Below are 15,583 nucleotides of genomic sequence, written 5' to 3'. Positions count from 1 at the left end.
TGCAAAAGTTGCCGGGGAACTTGCGAAGGGCAATCCGGGCGGGTTTACGACGAATTCGCTGAACAGGCTGATCAATCCGGAAAGCGCAGGCCGGTTTTCGGAAGCGGCGCGCGATTGGCTGCGGCATGTGCTTTTTTCAGGCATTCACTCGATCTTCATCCTACTTGCCATAATTTCACTTGTTTGTTTTCTTCTCTCTTTCGCGGTTCCGAAAGCGGAAGGCGAAAAGGGGCTGTCCTGATACGCGGGGCTGCCTCTTTTTTTTGGGGGATGCTTCTGATAGCAATTGGGGGCTTTTTGCCGTTTACGCATTGTCCCTTAGCGAGCTTCAAAGGAACAAAAGCCAGCCGAATCGAACGGTAACTTTCTTTTGAAATCCCCAAGCACCAAAAAAGCCGCCCCTGTTTGCGGGACAGCCCTTTGTTTACCATTGGTACGGTGTTTCCTGGTATACATAATAGTTCAGCCAATTGGAAAAAAGTAAGTAGCTGTGCGAGCGCCATGTATGGAGCGGCCTCTCATTGGCATCGTTATTGGGAAAATAATTTTTCGGGAGGGCGGTGCCAAGTCCTCTTTGCTGATCGCGCACATATTCATCAGCAAGGGTTGTGGCATCATATTCCAAATGGCCGGTGATCATAATATTTTTCCCGTTTTCGTCCATCACAATGAACGGCGAACCCTCTTCCGATATGGAAACGAGCTGCAGTTCCGGATGGTTTTCAATGGCTCCGCGTGCAACATCCGTATAGCGGGAATGGGGCGCGTTAAAAACCTCATCAAATCCGCGGACCAGCTTGACCATCGGCAAAAACAAGCGGTGTTTGAAAATGCCGAAACACTTTTCCGGCAGTTCGTACTTCTCAATGCCGTAATGGTAGTACAAGGCAGCCTGCGCGCCCCAGCAAATATGTAGTGTCGACGTGACATTGGTTTTGGTCCAATCCATGATTTGCTTCAGCTCGTCCCAATAATCCACCGCTTCGAAATCCATTTTTTCAACCGGGGCACCGGTAATAATCATCCCGTCAAAACGGCGGCTTTTCACCTCGTCAAAAACCGTGTAAAAATGTTCTAAATGGTAGCTGCTGACGTTTTTGGATTGGTAAGTCGACGTCCGGAGAAAAGTGATGTTGACCTGCAACGGCGTATTGCCAAGAAGGCGCAGCAGCTGCAACTCCGTCTTTTCTTTTTCCGGCATTAAATTTAAGATTAATATATTCAGCGGACGGATATCCTGCGTTCTCGCCCTGTCCTCATCCATCACAAAAATTTTCTCTTGTCTCAGCAGCTCTCCGGCAGGTAAATCTTTCGGTATATTGATTGGCATTTTCAACGTCTCCCCCATACTCAGTTGTCATGTATTTTTCATTATATCGGTTTTCTGCCGTTTGCTGCAATATTCTTGATAGACAGACAGTTTACGGATGGGATATGATCAGCGTCAGATGACCTTCCAGTTCAAAATGGCCAAATCCGGACGGCAGCAGAAAATGCATCCCTTTTTCAAGCGGATAAGTTTTTCCGTCGGCTTTCATGGCCCCTTCCCCGTCAAGCACGCTGGCCAGTTCGAACGGTTTGTTTTGGGTAAACGATGCGGTTCCTTTTACATCCCATTTATATACAGAGAAAAAGGCTTCCTTTGCAAACGTTGTGATGGTAACACCCGGTTTTTCTTCCGTACGGGGGAGGACTGCGGCATCCCGGTGCGGTATCGTTGTAACATCAATGGCTTTTTGCAAATGCAGTTCACGTTTGTTGCCGGCAGCATCCGTCCGGTCGTAGTCATAAACGCGGTACGTTGTATCACTGCTTTGCTGCGTTTCGAGCACAAGCGTCCCTTCACAAAGAGCATGAATCGTCCCGCTCGGCACATAGAAAAAGTCCCCCGGGTGAATCGGCACTTTGCGCAGCAGGCTGTCCCATTTTCCTTCTTCAACCAGGCGGACGAATTCTTCTTTCGTTTTGGCATGATGCCCGTAAACGAGCTGTGCGTCTTCCTTGCAATCAATGATGTACCAGCATTCCGTTTTGCCAAGTTCTCCGTTTTCGTGTTCATTGGCGTATGCATCATCCGGGTGAACCTGAACCGATAAATCTGCATTTGCATCGAGAATTTTCGTCAGGAGCGGGAATCCTTTTCCAGACATTCCGCCGAACAAGTCACGTCTTTCTTCCCACAGTTCCATCAAGGTTTTGCCGGCAAATTCACCGTTTTTTACAGTCGACGGGCCGTTCGGATGGCCGGAAATAGCCCAGCACTCCCCTGTATGGTCAGACGGGATGCGGTAACCAAACCGGTCCCTCAGCGCGGTTCCTCCCCAAATTCTTTCTTTAAAAACCGGTTCAAGAAATAAAGGCTCGCTCATTCAAATCTTCCTCCTTGAAAGGCAATCCTTTGCTCAAATATGAACAAAGCATTTTCAGTCCTTTTCATTATAGCACACCGCTCCTGCACCCGCGCCGGTTATCCCGTGTTTTTGCACCGGCCATTTGCTTTCCGCACGCAAAATTTTTTTGCCCGTTTGGGGACGTTTTTCATTTCTTGCCTGCCATTTTTTGCTGTCCCGGTATCCCCGTGTTTTTCAATCGGCCGTTTGTCTTCAGCTATCTTCTGCATGCAAAATTTTTTGCCCATTTGGAACCATTTTTCGTTTCTTGCCTGCCATTTTTTGCTGTCCCGGTATCCCCGTGTTTTTCAATCGGCCGTTTGTCTTCAGCTATCTTCTGAGCGAAAAATTTTTTGCCCATTTGGAACCATTTTTCGTTTCTTGCCTGCCATTTTTTTGCTGTCCGGATGCCGCTTTTTTGTTTGCCAAATTTTAGTGTTTATACGGGGGCGTTTTCTATTTCTTTATCTGCCAATCTGTTTTTTTGCACCGGCCGTTTGTCTGCAAATTTTTTCATCCGCAGTAACAGGTCAGCTTTCATACAATTCGATCGGAAGACCGTCGGGATCCTGGAAAAAGGTGAATTTTTTATCTGTAAGCGGGTCAATGCGGATGTCTTCTACTTGAATGCCCATTTCTTCAAGCCACTTTTTATCCGCTTCTACATCGTCCGTTTCAAATGCAAGATGCCGCAAGCCCGCAGCTTCCGGAAATGTCGGGCGCGCGGGCGGATTCGGAAAGGAAAACAGCTCGATCTGATATACGCTGCCGACCGAAAGATCCAGTTTGTAGGAATCCCGCTCTTTCCGATATACTTCCCGCACCGGCTCCAATCCAAGGCAATCGACATAAAAATGCTTTGATTTTGCATAATCGGAACAAATGATGGCAATATGGTGAATGCGTTTCAACCTTGGAGCTGCCATTACTTTTCCTCCTTCCGATAAGTCCAGCCTTCTTCTTGATAGACGGTGCCGTTTTTCATCAGACGGCCGAGCGCACGTTTAAACGCCGCTTTGCTGATGCCAAACCGCTCCTGAATCTCTTCCGGCATGCTTTTATCCCAATACGGCATTTTTCCGCCGCGGGAATCCATATAGGCAAGGATATTTTCCGCATCTTTATCCAATGCTTCATAAGCGCGCCCCAAAAGCGAGATATTCAGTGTCCCGTCTTCTTTTACATCAATGACGCGGCCTTCCACTTTCTGCCCGAGGCGCGGTTCGTTTTTGCGCTGTGATTCATGGATGAAGCCAATAAAGCCCTCATCGGTTATGATTGAAGAACCCGCTTTTGTCAGTCGGAACACATGCCCGGTGACATCTTTGTTCCACATTTCACGACCGGCTTGTTTCGCTAAATCCCTGACCATGTTTTCTTCGGCTAATTTTGCGAATAAGCGCCCATGTTTGTCAAGATCAAGGGTAATGTATAAACGATCGCCTTTTTCCGGCCAGAGCGAGCGGATCGGGGGCAAGTCATCAACAGAAAGAAGCATGTCTTTGTGAATTCCGATCGAAACGAAAACGCCAAGTTTTTCTTTGGTGCCGGCAACTTCCGCCCAGCCGTATGTCCCCAATCGGATGTCCGGAATCACATTTGTCGCGGCCAGCCTCCCCTGATGGTCCTGATATAGAAAGACCGTTTGCACCGCTTCCGGATCAAAGGGTTCCACAATATCCCGGTGATGCAGGAGCACGTCTTCTGTCCCGTTAGATAAAAAATAACCGAACGGCGCTTCCCGCACCACCGTAAGTTCGGCAACGGTTCCTGGTGTTAAATCCATTGCAGCAGTTTCCTCCTCCGTAAATCGTTTGCTTCATAATAGGTAATTATAACATTGATCGGCGGAAAACATGATTTTATTTTGAACAAGGAGTGGAAATACTATGCCTGACAAACGTGAGGTGACGCATCGGGACAATGAGGCGGAAACTGTTGTCAATGATGCGCATGGGAGCAACCAGGTTGGCTTGTTCAGTGAACATAAGCCTTATAAACCGTTTGCTGTGACAGCGCTTGAAACGGATAAGGATATGAAAAGATTCGCGAAATTTACAGATGGCAAACAGGAGTGATCCAAGTGAGTAAATCAAAGCGCGAAGAAGAACGACAGTGGAAAGTCCGGAAAGAATCGCAAAACCCGCACGGCAAAGTGAAATCTCTGGAAGAAATCGCGGATGAGATATTCGCCGAATGGAAAGAAAAAAAGTGAGATAAAGGGGTGCTTTCATGGCACCCCTTTTGTATGCTGGAGACCGCGCGCAATCGGGTTTTACAAAAAATGGCTTAACGATTCCCGCAGATAGTAAAAAACCCGTTGAAAACAGGGGTTTCAACAGGCCCGAAAAATGGCAACAAAAAATAACTGTTTTTTTAACTTCCGATAACTGGCAGCACGCGTACTTCTTTTTTCATATCGGAGTGGCAGAGCGGGCAGTGCGGCTTTTCTTCAAAAGTAAAGTTTTCACGCATAAAACCGTTGCAATCATCGTTTGTGCAGGCCCATACGGTCGTTTCCACCTCAGGCACCGGCTCCTTCTGGTTATTAAAATATGCCATCATAAAAGACTCCCTTCTTATGTTTAGTATAACACACTTTAACACAAAAAAGGGGACCGGCCCTGCTGCGTTAACGTATGCAGGCAAGTGTGCAAACCGTCCCGGCGCATTCGTGCATGCTTCTATTATATGCATGCGGCCCCGGCTTTATGCGGGCCTCCGCTTTGCACGAGGCAAGTGCTGCAGCCTGGAACCGGGCTGGAGCCGGGATCCACACTGCTCGATACATTTGCAAAACCTGCCTTAATCGCTACTCTACTTTTCGCAAAGCCGCGGCCATTCTTTCGCGCCACTGCTATTTTTGAAGCAGGTACTTGCAATGCTTCAAGGCATTGCATCATCTGCCCTAAAATCCTGCCCACTTACGACAGGTTTGCGGCGGTTTTGTTTGCAATATATGCCATTTCGAAACAGCAACCTATACTCGCACTGCCCCGATGCATTTGCAAAGCCTGCCTTAATCGCTACTCTACTTTTCGCAAAGCCCGCCCATTTTCTTTCGTGCCCCCGCTATTATTGAAACCGGGACCTGCACTGCTTCGGCACCTTTGCATCATCTGCCCTAAAATTTACTCCGCTTTCCGTAAAGTTCGCGGCCATACCATTCCAAAACCAAGATCGCAACAGACAGCCTCAAAATCATTTTTACCCGCTTTCCCACTCACTCATCCGCTTTTGCGGCAAACAAGTTTTGTGGCAATAAAAATTTTCTTTGCAACGGTTCTGCCTTCCAAACGTTCCAGCAGCGTATCGACTGCTGTCTCGCCCATCAATTCCGTATACACTTTCACAGTAGAAAGCGGCGGGAAAACATATTTGGACAGCGAGATGTCATTGACGCCGATAAGGCTCACGCGGCCGGGCACCGGGATGTTGTTTTCCGCAAGCGCCTTAAGGCACCCGATCGCAATCGCATCATTGGCGGCAAAAAAAGCGGTCGGAAGCGCGTCCCCGTGTTCGCGGATCGCCTCGTTCATCAACTGGTATCCGTCTTCAGTCGAAAACGCACCGATATATACCCATTTTTCATTCCAGCGGCCTGCTGCCTGCATCCAGCGCCTGAACGCCGTTTCGCGCGGATCCTCAATCGTGGCGGACGCATCTTTATAATTTTCCCTGCCGCCGATAAAGCCGATTTGTGTATGGCCTTTTTCCGTAAAATAGGCGAGCACTTTTTCTGTCGCTTTTTCAAAATCGGCCACAACAGCATCAAAGCGGTTGTCGTCAGGCGAGCAGTCGACAAATACGATATTCGGGGTAACAGAGAGAAGCTTCTCCACTTGCGCCAGGCTGAATTTCCCGACAGCAATAATGCCCTGGATTTGCTCTTTCCCCATCTCTTCCAAATGCGTCAAATCGTATTTCGTCAGCCGGATATTTTTCATGCTGCAGCGTGCTTCAATGCCCATTCTGATCGATAAATAATACAAATCATTCAGCTCTTCTTGTTCCGTATACCAGTACACTAGCGCAATTTTGATTTTTTCCGGTTTCCGGGCTGTTTTTTTCTTGTAGGAAAGCGCTTCAGCCGCTTCAAAGATTCTTTTTTTCGTATCGTCACTAACGGAAAGTGACGGGTCGTTATTCAGCACGCGTGAAACCGTTGAAATGGAAACACCCGCCTTCTCTGCAATATCTTTAATCGTTGCCATGCTTACACCTCAATCTTTTTCAACCAAAAATCCATTTTGTATGGGCACGGTATGTTTCACCCGGCTCTAGAATCACAGACGGGTATTCAGGGTGATGGATCGCATCCGGCACACCCTGCGTCTCAAGGCAGACCGCCAAATAATCTGAAGGCTTGCGGCCGCGGATTTCATATTCGTCATTGCCCATTGTATTGCAAGTATAAACGACGACGCAAGGCTGGTCGGTTTCCACCGTCAGCACGCGCCCGCTCTCTTCGTCTTTTAAGCGGATCGTTTTTTCCGTTTCCGGCAATAAAAACGCGTGGTCATAGCCGTTTCCGACAAGGACGTTTTGCGGATGATCTGATACCGTGCCGTCTTCGATTTTTCGCCCGTTCCGAAAATCGAACGCGGTGCCGGTGACATCGAAAGTCTTCCCTGTCGGCAGCGTTTCCTGGCCAAGTTCAAGCACACGGTTACTCGGGATTTGCAATTTGTGCCCGCGTACATCGCGTTTCATATCGCCGCTTAAATTGAAGTATGCATGATTGGTCATGTTGACGATCGTTTTTTTATCCGTATGTGCCTGATAAGACAGCTTCAGTTCTTGTTCATTTGTTAAAAGATAGGTCACGGTGGCATCGAGATTTCCGGGATAGCCTTCTTCGCCGTCCGGGCTTATATGCGTAAATTTCACACCAACTGCGCCGTCTTGTTCAATGGGTGTGCTGTCCCAGATGACGGCGTTAAACCCTTTGAAGCCGCCATGGAGATGGTTGCGGTTTTCATTGGCAGAAAGCTTGTATGTTTTGCCGTCCAGTTCAAAAGAAGCCCCGGCGATCCTGCCGGCAATACGGCCGATGATAGCGCCGAAATACGGAACACCATGGAGGTAGCCGTCAAGGTTGTCATACCCGAGCACGATATTTTCCGCTTTGCCGTTTTTGTCCGGCACGATGATCTTGTTGATGATGCAACCGTATTCAAGCACCGTTACAGATACGCCACAGTCATTTTTCAATTCATAAGCATAGACCGGACGCCCTTCCAATTCCCCAAACAATGCCTTTTTGATTTCCATTTTGATCAGCCCTTTTCCGTTAAAGATTGCGGGCCATATAAAACGGCCCGGTGTACCCGTCTGAGCTAAAAGTTACGGAATGTGATCTGCAGCCCCCTATATGCGTCAAAAGCGTATGCTAAAAATGTTGGAACGCGTTCCCGGCTCCAGTTCCCCGCGACCGCGCCAATCGCTTCCAGAGTCTGCGGCCGGTCTCACAGTCCTGTAAAAACCGGCCTGCTGCTTGGACTGCGCGATTCATTCCGGAAGATGTTTAGCAGCCCGCACGATTCGCCGTTAACATCTACACAAAAATGTTGGAACGGACCGCTACTACAACTTGCGTAAAAAGTTCCGGAATGCCTGTTTCCCTTTTTCGTCCCGTTTGAAGACGCCGGCGTGCTGCAAAACTTGCAGGAAGACTTTGCCCACTTCGTTGCGGACGATGCCTTCCACGTTTTCCGCCGCCACCGTGCCTTCGTATTTTTTCTTCAATCCGTTTGCCCAGTCAAGATGGTAGTCGGCAATATCATTCGGCTGCCCGAGCAAAAATTTTTCCACTTCGGCCAGCTCATTTTTCAGCCGCGCTGGCAGAACCGCAAGCCCCATCACTTCAATCAGCCCGATGTTTTCTTTTTTAATATGATGGACCTCAGCGTGCGGGTGGAAAATGCCAAGCGGATGGGTTTCGCTTGTCCGGTTGTTGCGGAGCACAAGATCAAGTTCAAACCGGCCCGCGCGTTTTCTTGCGATCGGCGTAATCGTGTTATGCGGCGTCCCGTTTGTTTCCGCGAGAATGTCGGCGGAAGGATCGCTGTACTGTTTCCAGATTTGCAAAATATGATCCGCGGCCTCTGTAAGCCTTGCTGCCTCTGCACTTCGCAGCCGGATGACCGATATCGGCCATTTGATAACGGCGGCTTCCACATCCGGAAATGCCTTCATTTCAAACTGCCAGTCGTCAGCCGCTTTTGCCATCGCAAATTCATAACGCCCGCCCTGATAATGGTCGTGCGACAAAATCGAACCGCCGACAATCGGCAGATCGGCATTTGAACCAAGGAAATAATGCGGGAACCGCCCGACAAATTCAAGCAATCTTTGAAAAGCCGCTTTGTCGATTTTCATATCGCGGTGTGTTTCTGACAGCACAATGCAATGTTCGTTGTAATACATATATGGTGAATATTGCAAATACCACGGCTCGCCGCCGAGGGTAAGGCGGATAAGCCGGTGGTTCGACCGTGCCGGGTGCCCCGTTCTGCCGGCATATCCTTCATTTTCCATGCAAAGAAGGCATTTCGGGTAATGCCCTTTTTTGGCGTTTTTTTCCCTGGCAATGGACTTCGGGTCTTTTTCCGGTTTTGAAAGATTGATGGTAATGTCAAGATCGCCGTATTCCGTTGGCGTCTTGTATACAATGTTTTTCGCAATCTGCTTCGTTTGGATATAATTGCTGTGTTTGCTTAATGCGTAAAAATAATCGGTCGCTTCAGCCGGGCTTTCCGCATATTTTTCCCGGAAAATATAGTTTACCGTTGACGGGCGCGGCGTAAACACATTCATGATGTGGCTTGCAAAAATGTCTTTCTCATCCAATACATCCTGAATGATGCCTTTTTCGCACGCGTAACGGACAAGGATGCGGAGGAGATCAGGAATATCCTGATCCGCCCCGCCTTCTTCCGGTTCATGAAATTCATCCAGATGCAAAAGTGACAGCACCTGGTTTCTCGCATACACCCGGTCTTCTTCCCCGATTAACCCGGCACGGACAGCCTTGTTTACAAGCTGCTCGACCGTTTCAAAAATGGCCAATGATTTCACCTTCTGTCGTCGTAACCGTTTGGATGGCTTTCATGCCAGTTCCATGCATCTTTGATAATCTGGCGGATATCCGTTTTTTTCGGATTCCAGCCGAGCACACGCTTTGCCTTGTCGGATGAAGCGATCAGCGTGCTCGGATCCCCAGCGCGGCGGTCGCCGATTTTGACGTTAAAGCCCTTGCCGGTCACTTCCCGCACGGTATCCACAATTTCTTTGACGGAAAATCCGTTGCTTGATCCGAGGTTGAACACATCGCTTGCGCCGCCGTTCTGTAAATATTGAAGCGCAAGAATATGGGCATCAATCAAGTCCTCCACATGGATGTAATCGCGGACGCATGTCCCATCTTTTGTATCATAGTCTTCGCCGAAAATGGTGATCGCCTCACGTTTTCCAAGCACCGTTTCCAATACAACCGGGATGAGATGCGTTTCCGGATGGTGGTCTTCGCCGATTTCGCCGGTTGATCTTGCGCCGGCTACGTTAAAATAGCGAAGTGCAACGTATTTAATGCCGTACGCTTTTTCACACCATTTCATCATTTTTTCCATCGTCAGTTTTGTCTCGCCGTAAGTGTTGGTCGGAACGGTCGGCATTGTCTCTGTAATCGGCACGTGTTCCGGTTCCCCGTATGTTGCAGCGGTCGAAGAAAACACAATATGCGGCACATGGAATTCTTTCATCATTTCAAGCACAATTTGCGTGCCATATACGTTGTTGTCGAAATATTTCAGCGGCTGTTCCATCGATTCGCCGACAAGCGAGTTGGCTGCAAAATGAATGATCGCGTCAATTTTTTCTTTCCCGAAAACTTCCTGCATAAAGGCACGGTCGCGAATATCACCTTCGTAAAATTTTGCCTTTGGATGGATTGCGGCGCGGTGGCCGGTTTGCAGATTGTCAATCACCACCACGTCATATTTTTGGTCGATCAGTTGATATACGGCATGCGAGCCGATATAACCGGCCCCGCCTAATACTAAAATGCTCATGCAAGTTCCTCCATTGTCATTTCTTTTGCTCCGTCACCGATGCTTGCGGTGTAGAAGTCCGCCCGGTAGCCGATTTCTTTTTCATAGACGTCCCCGACATTTTTAATGAACGCATCAACTTTGTCAGTTTCGACAATCGCGATCGCACATCCGCCGAATCCTGCGCCCGTCATTCTCGCCCCGAGCACGCCCTCCTGCTTCCAGGCGGTTTCGGCCAGCGTATCGAGTTCTTTGCCGGTCACTTCATAATCATCCCGCAGCGAACGGTGGGAGGCATTGATCAGTTCCCCGAAAGCGGGCAGGTCGCCGCGTTTTAATGCGTCAAGTGCTTTTAGCGTGCGCACATTTTCGTAAACCGCATGTTTTGCCCGTTTCCTCACAATCTCATTGTCTATGATTTCCTTGTTTTTTTCAAATGCTTCTTCTGTCAAATCGCCGAGCGTTTCGATATCGAGTTTCTTTTGCAGCTGTTTCAGTGCCGATTCACATTCCGCACGTCGTTCATTATATTTAGAGTCCGCAAGTTCACGGCGTTTATTCGTGTTCATAATCAAAATTTTATGGTGATCCAGCTTGATCGGGGCATATTCGTACGCAAGTGTGGCACAGTCGAGCAAAATGCCCGCGTCTTTTTTGCCCATCCCGACCGCGAACTGATCCATGATCCCGCTGTTTACGCCGATAAATTGGTTTTCCGTTTTTTGCCCGAGCTTGACAAGATCGAGCTGTTCCACTTTCAGGTTGAACAATTTTTCAAGCATCACGCCGGTTAATAGTTCAATGGAGGCGGAAGAAGACAGGCCGGCCCCATTCGGAATATTGCCGTACACGAGGCAGTCAAAACCCTGTTCTATTTCATGCCCCGCTTCCTTCAAATATTTCAGCATGCCTTTCGGGTAATTGGCCCAGTCATGTGCTTTGTTGTATGCCAGATCGTCAAGCATAAATTCGATAACGCCTTTTTCTTTAAAATTCAAAGATACAAAGCGAATGTTGCGGTCATCGCGTTTTTTGGCCAAAGCATACGTCCCCATGGTAATCGCGCACGGAAACACATGGCCGCCGTTATAGTCGGTATGCTCCCCGATCAGATTAATCCGGCCCGGCGCAAAAAACGCGCGCTCCGCCGCCGTCCCGAAATACTCCTTAAAAGCCTGAGGCAAATTTGGGTTGCTCATGTTCGTTCCCCCTAAGTGTAATAGAATAGAATAAAAAGATTGCAAACGTTTTCTTCAATTCCATCTTACACGCAGAAGTAAAAAAAGGCAACATTTTTACTAAAATTTTTACTGGTAATATTCCATTTCTAAATAGGGCTTGCTGAACGAATCCGATTCTGAGTTTGTACCAAATTTGTCTGCAAGCTCTGTCGCAAAATATATGTGAGAATGCGTGATTTTGTCTTCTAAATACGTTGAATCGGCTTTCGAGTGCAAGCTTTTCCCTGGATTTGTTGTAAAATCCTTGCATTTAAATTGTTGCCAAAGCTGTCAGCACTCTTGCCAAATCTAGGAATTTTGCTTATTCAGCAAGCCTTAAATAATACAGCCTCAGTACAATCATTTACCATTCCAATGCGATCCACTGCTGTAATAACTGATTTAAGATTTTTTCTCTTCTTTTTTTAAATCATCTTTTAAATACTCCATATCTTTTATGTACCTTTGGATTGTTTCTTCTATTGCATCTTTTATTACTCGGGGATATCCCTTTTCATCTTCTCGTTTTTGTTCCTTCTTTAGCTCATCTATATCTTTAGTAAGCAAAGATATAGCCTTCTTCTTCTCATCTTTACTCATGAATTCATAGATTTTTCTCATAAAAAATACCTCGGCAATAAATTATTTCTAAATTTTTATTTTTTTATTATAATACGTTTTGATAAGGAGGAGGCTTTTGTTATACGCAGCTTTCAGATGTCGAGCAGGAAACAAACGGCCTGCTGTCTTACACCCGCAAGCCGAAAACCGCCCCGGAAAATATCAGGAAAATCCTTGAAAAATGGCAGGATGAAATTGTACGGGCTTATCCGGCACATCATCGAACGTAAGCAAACCATGGAGCGGCAACAGTGCATTTATCAGCAGTTGCCGCTTTTTTAGCAGTAGCGACAAAGTGGACCGAAAAAAGCGGCGGCGCTTTGCTGCTTTGCGCCCCCCCTTTTTCCCGGCTGCTTAGACCATCGGATGCTTTTTGATTTTACACGCGCGCGCCGAGCTGCATAAGGACGGTATCATCCATCGGCGGATTGTGTAATCCCGCATGCACATCACGGTAATAGCGCTGCAGCGGGCTTTTTTGAAAAAGGCTGCGGGCGCCGACTATCCTCATGGCCAGATCCACAATTCTGTTTTCCCGCTGTTTAGACCATCGGATGCTTTTTGATTTTACACACGCGCGCCGAGCTGCATAAGGACGGCATCATCCATCGGCGGGTTGTGGAGCCCGGCGCGGACATCGCGGTAATAGCGCTGCAGCGGACTTTTTTCGGACAGGCTTCTGGCACCTACGATTCGCATCGCTAAATCAACTGCTTCTATCGCATGATTCGTAACTGCCATTTTCGCTGCCCCAAGTTCCGGGCCCATCTCTTTTCTTTGTTCTGCTCCGGCTTCATCCCACATTTTCGCAACCGAATACAGAAAATGCCGCGCCTGCATCAATTTCAGCTCGATTTCACCGAATTTCTGGCGGATAGCCGGCAGTTCCGCAATCGGATGGTTCAGGCTGTTCGGCGTATACGATTTAGCAAAGCGAGCCGCTTCCCGTTTTGCTGCCTCGGCAATGCCTAAATAACAGGCAGGGATATGGAGCAGATAACCGGCCGGCTCCTTCTTTTTCGTCTGGATCTCCGCCAGGTTCGCAAGCGGGACTTTGACGTTTTCCAGCACAACATCATGGCTGCCGGTTGCCCTTAAAGCAATGCTGTCCCATGTTTCGACGATGGAGAGGCCAGCCGTATCCCGCGGAACGACAAAACTGCCAACCGCTTCTTTTTCCGGAATCGTTGCGGTAATGATAAAAAAGTCGAGCACCGGAGACATGGTGGCAAAAGTTTTTCTCCCGTTTAACACCCATTCGCCGTTCTTTTCCGTTGCCGTTGTTTCCGGCATGCCACCGCGCGTCGGGCTGCCCGTTTGCGCTTCTGTTGCGCAAGTGTTGATGAGGGCGGCCTCCCCTGCTGCCGCACGGCAAATGCGTTCAAACAATTGCCCGTTCCATGTTCTTGTTTCGGACAAATGCATTAAAATCCCCATATGCCATCCAATGGAAAGGGCAGTCGACCCGTCCGCAACCGCGATGGCCTCTTGCAGGCGGACAAGCTCATACAGCGAAATGCCGCCCCCACCGTAGTTTTGTGGCACAGTCAGCTTTGTATAGCCTGTTTCTTTTAAATCTTGAATATTTTCAAAAGCAAACCGTCCTTCCAAGTCATTGGCAGCCGCCCTTTCAGAAAACGGGCCGGCAAGCGTTTGAATTAGGTCCAGTTTTTCCTCCAGCGTTGAGGCTTTTAAAAAATCCATATCCTTTCCTCCCCCGGAAACATCTTTTCTCTTATTTTACCGGAAACATGCCGGAAAAACATTACAACACTTTTTTTAAATTTCCTCTTGCAATCCGGATTTTATTATAATATAATTTACATTGTCCTGATTGATTCCATGCTGGTGTAGCACAGTTGGTAGTGCACTTCACTCGTAATGAAGGGGTCGGAGGTTCGAGTCCTCTCACCAGCATCTTTCTTTTTTTCATATGGAGAAGTACCCAAGCGGCTGAAGGGGACGCACTCGAAATGCGTTAGGGCGGGTGACCGTCGCGTGGGTTCAAATCCCACCTTCTCCGCCATACATAGTGCATATAAAAATTCCGGAGAACTCCGGAATTTTTTTGCGTTTATGAACCACATGGCAATTCATGCTCCCAATCCCCGTAAACCGGATTCGGGAATACGATAAATTTGCGGCCAAATGCATGGCGGAAACGGTCTGCTTCCAGGCTGCGCGCCTTGTTTCCTTTTCCGTCAAATGTCTTAAAAAAGTCACCCAGATTATCACCGAACAAGGCAATGATTTCATAATTCTTTTCAACGGTTTGTCGGCGTGCTTCTTTGCTGCTTGTTCCTGTTTGCAACAGCACATGGGAACGGACGGCCTGCGGGATCCCTTCTTTTTTCAAGTTGCGAAGGGTGGCATCCATATATTTTTCGTCCCGGTTTGAAATGTAATAAATATCGATTCCTTTTTTATCGGCATATTTTAAAAAGGAAAGTGCCCCCGGAAGCGGTTTTGCTTTTGCTTTTTTCACCCATGCTCCCCAGCCGCTGCCAAACGAAATGCCTTTTTCTGCCATATAAGATAAGTACGGCCCGTTATCCAGCACTGTCTCATCCAGATCCAGGACAATGGCGCGCTTCTTTTTTACTTTGGTTTTCAGGCTCTCCTCAATACGCTGTTTTCCGATATTGTATCCTTGATAATAGAGCGCTCTTGCTTCTCCGGATGTCCGGTACCAGGCAACCCCCATTTTGGTCTGTTCCGCTTTTTGCTTTGCCGTGCAGCCCGTAACCGGAACCGTCTTCATGACGGCAGCTTCCCGGTTTTGTTTGCCGCCTTCAGCAGAGCACCCCGCATTTCCAAGCACCAGCGCAAAGACAATTAGCAACCCTGCAAAATAGTTCATGCTTGCCCCTTCTTTCTAAAATGCTTTTACGATTAGTATAAGGGAACCCCGGAAATTGATACATGCTAAAATGGCATCTTTCACGGGGGTTGTTAGGCACTTCGAAGCGGTCTATTCTGATTTACGACGGGATTTTCATTCTTCCGCTGGCATGTATTTTTTGTGATATGGGCGTTTACGTACATTGTTTGTCGGAATTTCGCTCGCTTCCTTCACTTAGACGCATCCTACGTTAAGAAACAACGCGTTTTTTCCGCGCTTCCTTCACTCAGACCGATTAAGTCCGTATAATTGTGTAAAAAGAAGGAGTCATTTTATCAACTCTTGGCAACACTGTTTTCAACGACAATAAACAATGAAAAGAGGAGATAAAATGACTCACTTACAGTTTAACCTAAATTTGGATGTTTTAAAAGAAGCCATCATGACTTCAGATCTTGA

Annotated in this window: 15 protein-coding genes, 2 tRNA genes and 2 pseudogenes; 5 read left to right on the top strand and 14 right to left on the bottom strand. The window is 47.8% G+C overall.

What is annotated here, in order from left to right:
- Positions 1 to 241, top strand: a pseudogene (locus P9687_RS11045) (MFS transporter); the annotation flags it as partial.
- A 183-nt stretch (positions 242 to 424) separates the two neighbouring features.
- Here P9687_RS11045 and metA read toward each other — a convergent pair.
- From metA to P9687_RS11025, 4 genes are all read right to left on the bottom strand, one after another.
- Complete coding sequence (gene metA / locus P9687_RS11040) at positions 425 to 1,330, bottom strand: homoserine O-acetyltransferase MetA (protein WP_035189069.1); 906 nt, start codon at positions 1,328 to 1,330, stop codon at positions 425 to 427.
- Positions 1,331 to 1,421: 91 nt separating this feature from the next.
- Positions 1,422 to 2,369 carry a mannose-6-phosphate isomerase, class I gene (gene manA, locus P9687_RS11035; RefSeq protein WP_017551620.1) on the bottom strand — a complete coding sequence of 316 codons (948 nt, stop codon included), beginning with the start codon at positions 2,367 to 2,369 and terminating at the stop codon, positions 1,422 to 1,424.
- Positions 2,370 to 2,920: 551 nt separating this feature from the next.
- Positions 2,921 to 3,316, bottom strand: a complete 396-nt coding sequence (gene gloA2 / locus P9687_RS11030) for an SMU1112c/YaeR family gloxylase I-like metalloprotein (protein WP_328228535.1) — start codon at positions 3,314 to 3,316, stop codon at positions 2,921 to 2,923.
- A complete protein-coding gene (locus tag P9687_RS11025; RefSeq protein ID WP_017551615.1) occupies positions 3,316 to 4,176 on the bottom strand; it encodes a CvfB family protein in 861 nt (286 codons plus the stop codon). The genes gloA2 and P9687_RS11025 overlap by 1 nt, the downstream gene beginning before the upstream one ends.
- A gap of 103 nt (positions 4,177 to 4,279) precedes the next feature.
- On the opposite strand from P9687_RS11025, the gene P9687_RS11020 reads away from it, so the two are divergent.
- On the top strand, positions 4,280 to 4,468 hold the full coding sequence (locus P9687_RS11020) for a hypothetical protein (protein ID WP_014095911.1): 189 nt from the start codon (positions 4,280 to 4,282) through the stop codon (positions 4,466 to 4,468).
- A gap of 5 nt (positions 4,469 to 4,473) precedes the next feature.
- Positions 4,474 to 4,605 (top strand): DUF6254 family protein, encoded by a 132-nt coding sequence (locus P9687_RS11015; RefSeq protein WP_014095912.1) that lies wholly within the window; start codon positions 4,474 to 4,476, stop codon positions 4,603 to 4,605.
- A gap of 161 nt (positions 4,606 to 4,766) precedes the next feature.
- Here P9687_RS11015 and P9687_RS11010 read toward each other — a convergent pair whose 3' ends face one another.
- From P9687_RS11010 to P9687_RS10970, 9 genes and pseudogenes are all read right to left on the bottom strand, one after another.
- Positions 4,767 to 4,955: a cold-shock protein gene (locus tag P9687_RS11010; RefSeq protein ID WP_014095913.1), complete on the bottom strand. Its 189-nt coding sequence runs from the start codon at positions 4,953 to 4,955 to the stop codon at positions 4,767 to 4,769.
- A 662-nt stretch (positions 4,956 to 5,617) separates the two neighbouring features.
- A complete protein-coding gene (locus P9687_RS11005; protein WP_017551614.1) occupies positions 5,618 to 6,604 on the bottom strand; it encodes a LacI family DNA-binding transcriptional regulator in 987 nt (328 codons plus the stop codon).
- Positions 6,605 to 6,623: 19 nt separating this feature from the next.
- Entirely contained in the window at positions 6,624 to 7,664 is a 1,041-nt protein-coding gene (locus P9687_RS11000; protein WP_328228534.1) for an aldose epimerase family protein, read from the bottom strand.
- 312 nt (positions 7,665 to 7,976) lie between these two features.
- Positions 7,977 to 9,461, bottom strand: coding sequence for a UDP-glucose--hexose-1-phosphate uridylyltransferase (galT, locus tag P9687_RS10995; RefSeq protein WP_328228533.1), 1,485 nt, complete (start codon positions 9,459 to 9,461; stop codon positions 7,977 to 7,979).
- Between the two features lie 5 nt (positions 9,462 to 9,466).
- A complete protein-coding gene (gene galE, locus P9687_RS10990; protein ID WP_014095917.1) occupies positions 9,467 to 10,462 on the bottom strand; it encodes a UDP-glucose 4-epimerase GalE in 996 nt (331 codons plus the stop codon).
- Positions 10,459 to 11,640: a galactokinase gene (locus tag P9687_RS10985; RefSeq protein ID WP_328228532.1), complete on the bottom strand. Its 1,182-nt coding sequence runs from the start codon at positions 11,638 to 11,640 to the stop codon at positions 10,459 to 10,461. Before P9687_RS10985 ends, galE begins: the two co-directional genes overlap by 4 nt.
- 423 nt (positions 11,641 to 12,063) lie before the next feature.
- Complete coding sequence (locus tag P9687_RS10980; protein WP_014095919.1) at positions 12,064 to 12,282, bottom strand: hypothetical protein; 219 nt, start codon at positions 12,280 to 12,282, stop codon at positions 12,064 to 12,066.
- A 379-nt stretch (positions 12,283 to 12,661) separates the two neighbouring features.
- Positions 12,662 to 12,808, bottom strand: a pseudogene (locus P9687_RS10975) (acyl-CoA dehydrogenase); the annotation flags it as partial.
- A 41-nt stretch (positions 12,809 to 12,849) separates the two neighbouring features.
- Complete coding sequence (locus P9687_RS10970; RefSeq protein WP_014095921.1) at positions 12,850 to 13,986, bottom strand: acyl-CoA dehydrogenase family protein; 1,137 nt, start codon at positions 13,984 to 13,986, stop codon at positions 12,850 to 12,852.
- 140 nt (positions 13,987 to 14,126) lie between these two features.
- Between P9687_RS10970 and P9687_RS10965 the strand changes: the two genes are divergently transcribed.
- Positions 14,127 to 14,199, top strand: a tRNA-Thr gene (locus tag P9687_RS10965).
- Positions 14,200 to 14,217: 18 nt separating this feature from the next.
- Positions 14,218 to 14,308, top strand: a tRNA-Ser gene (locus P9687_RS10960).
- A gap of 48 nt (positions 14,309 to 14,356) precedes the next feature.
- Here the strand turns inward: P9687_RS10960 and P9687_RS10955 are convergent.
- Complete coding sequence (locus P9687_RS10955; protein ID WP_026684377.1) at positions 14,357 to 15,142, bottom strand: 5'-nucleotidase, lipoprotein e(P4) family; 786 nt, start codon at positions 15,140 to 15,142, stop codon at positions 14,357 to 14,359.
- Positions 15,143 to 15,583: the final 441 nt, after the last annotated feature.

The sequence above is a fragment of the Weizmannia sp. CD-2023 genome (assembly GCF_036225245.1).
GTDB lineage: Bacteria > Bacillota > Bacilli > Bacillales > Bacillaceae_C > Weizmannia > Weizmannia faecalis.
Note: the sequence above shows the minus strand (reverse complement) of the source record. Positions and strands in the feature narration are given on the sequence as shown.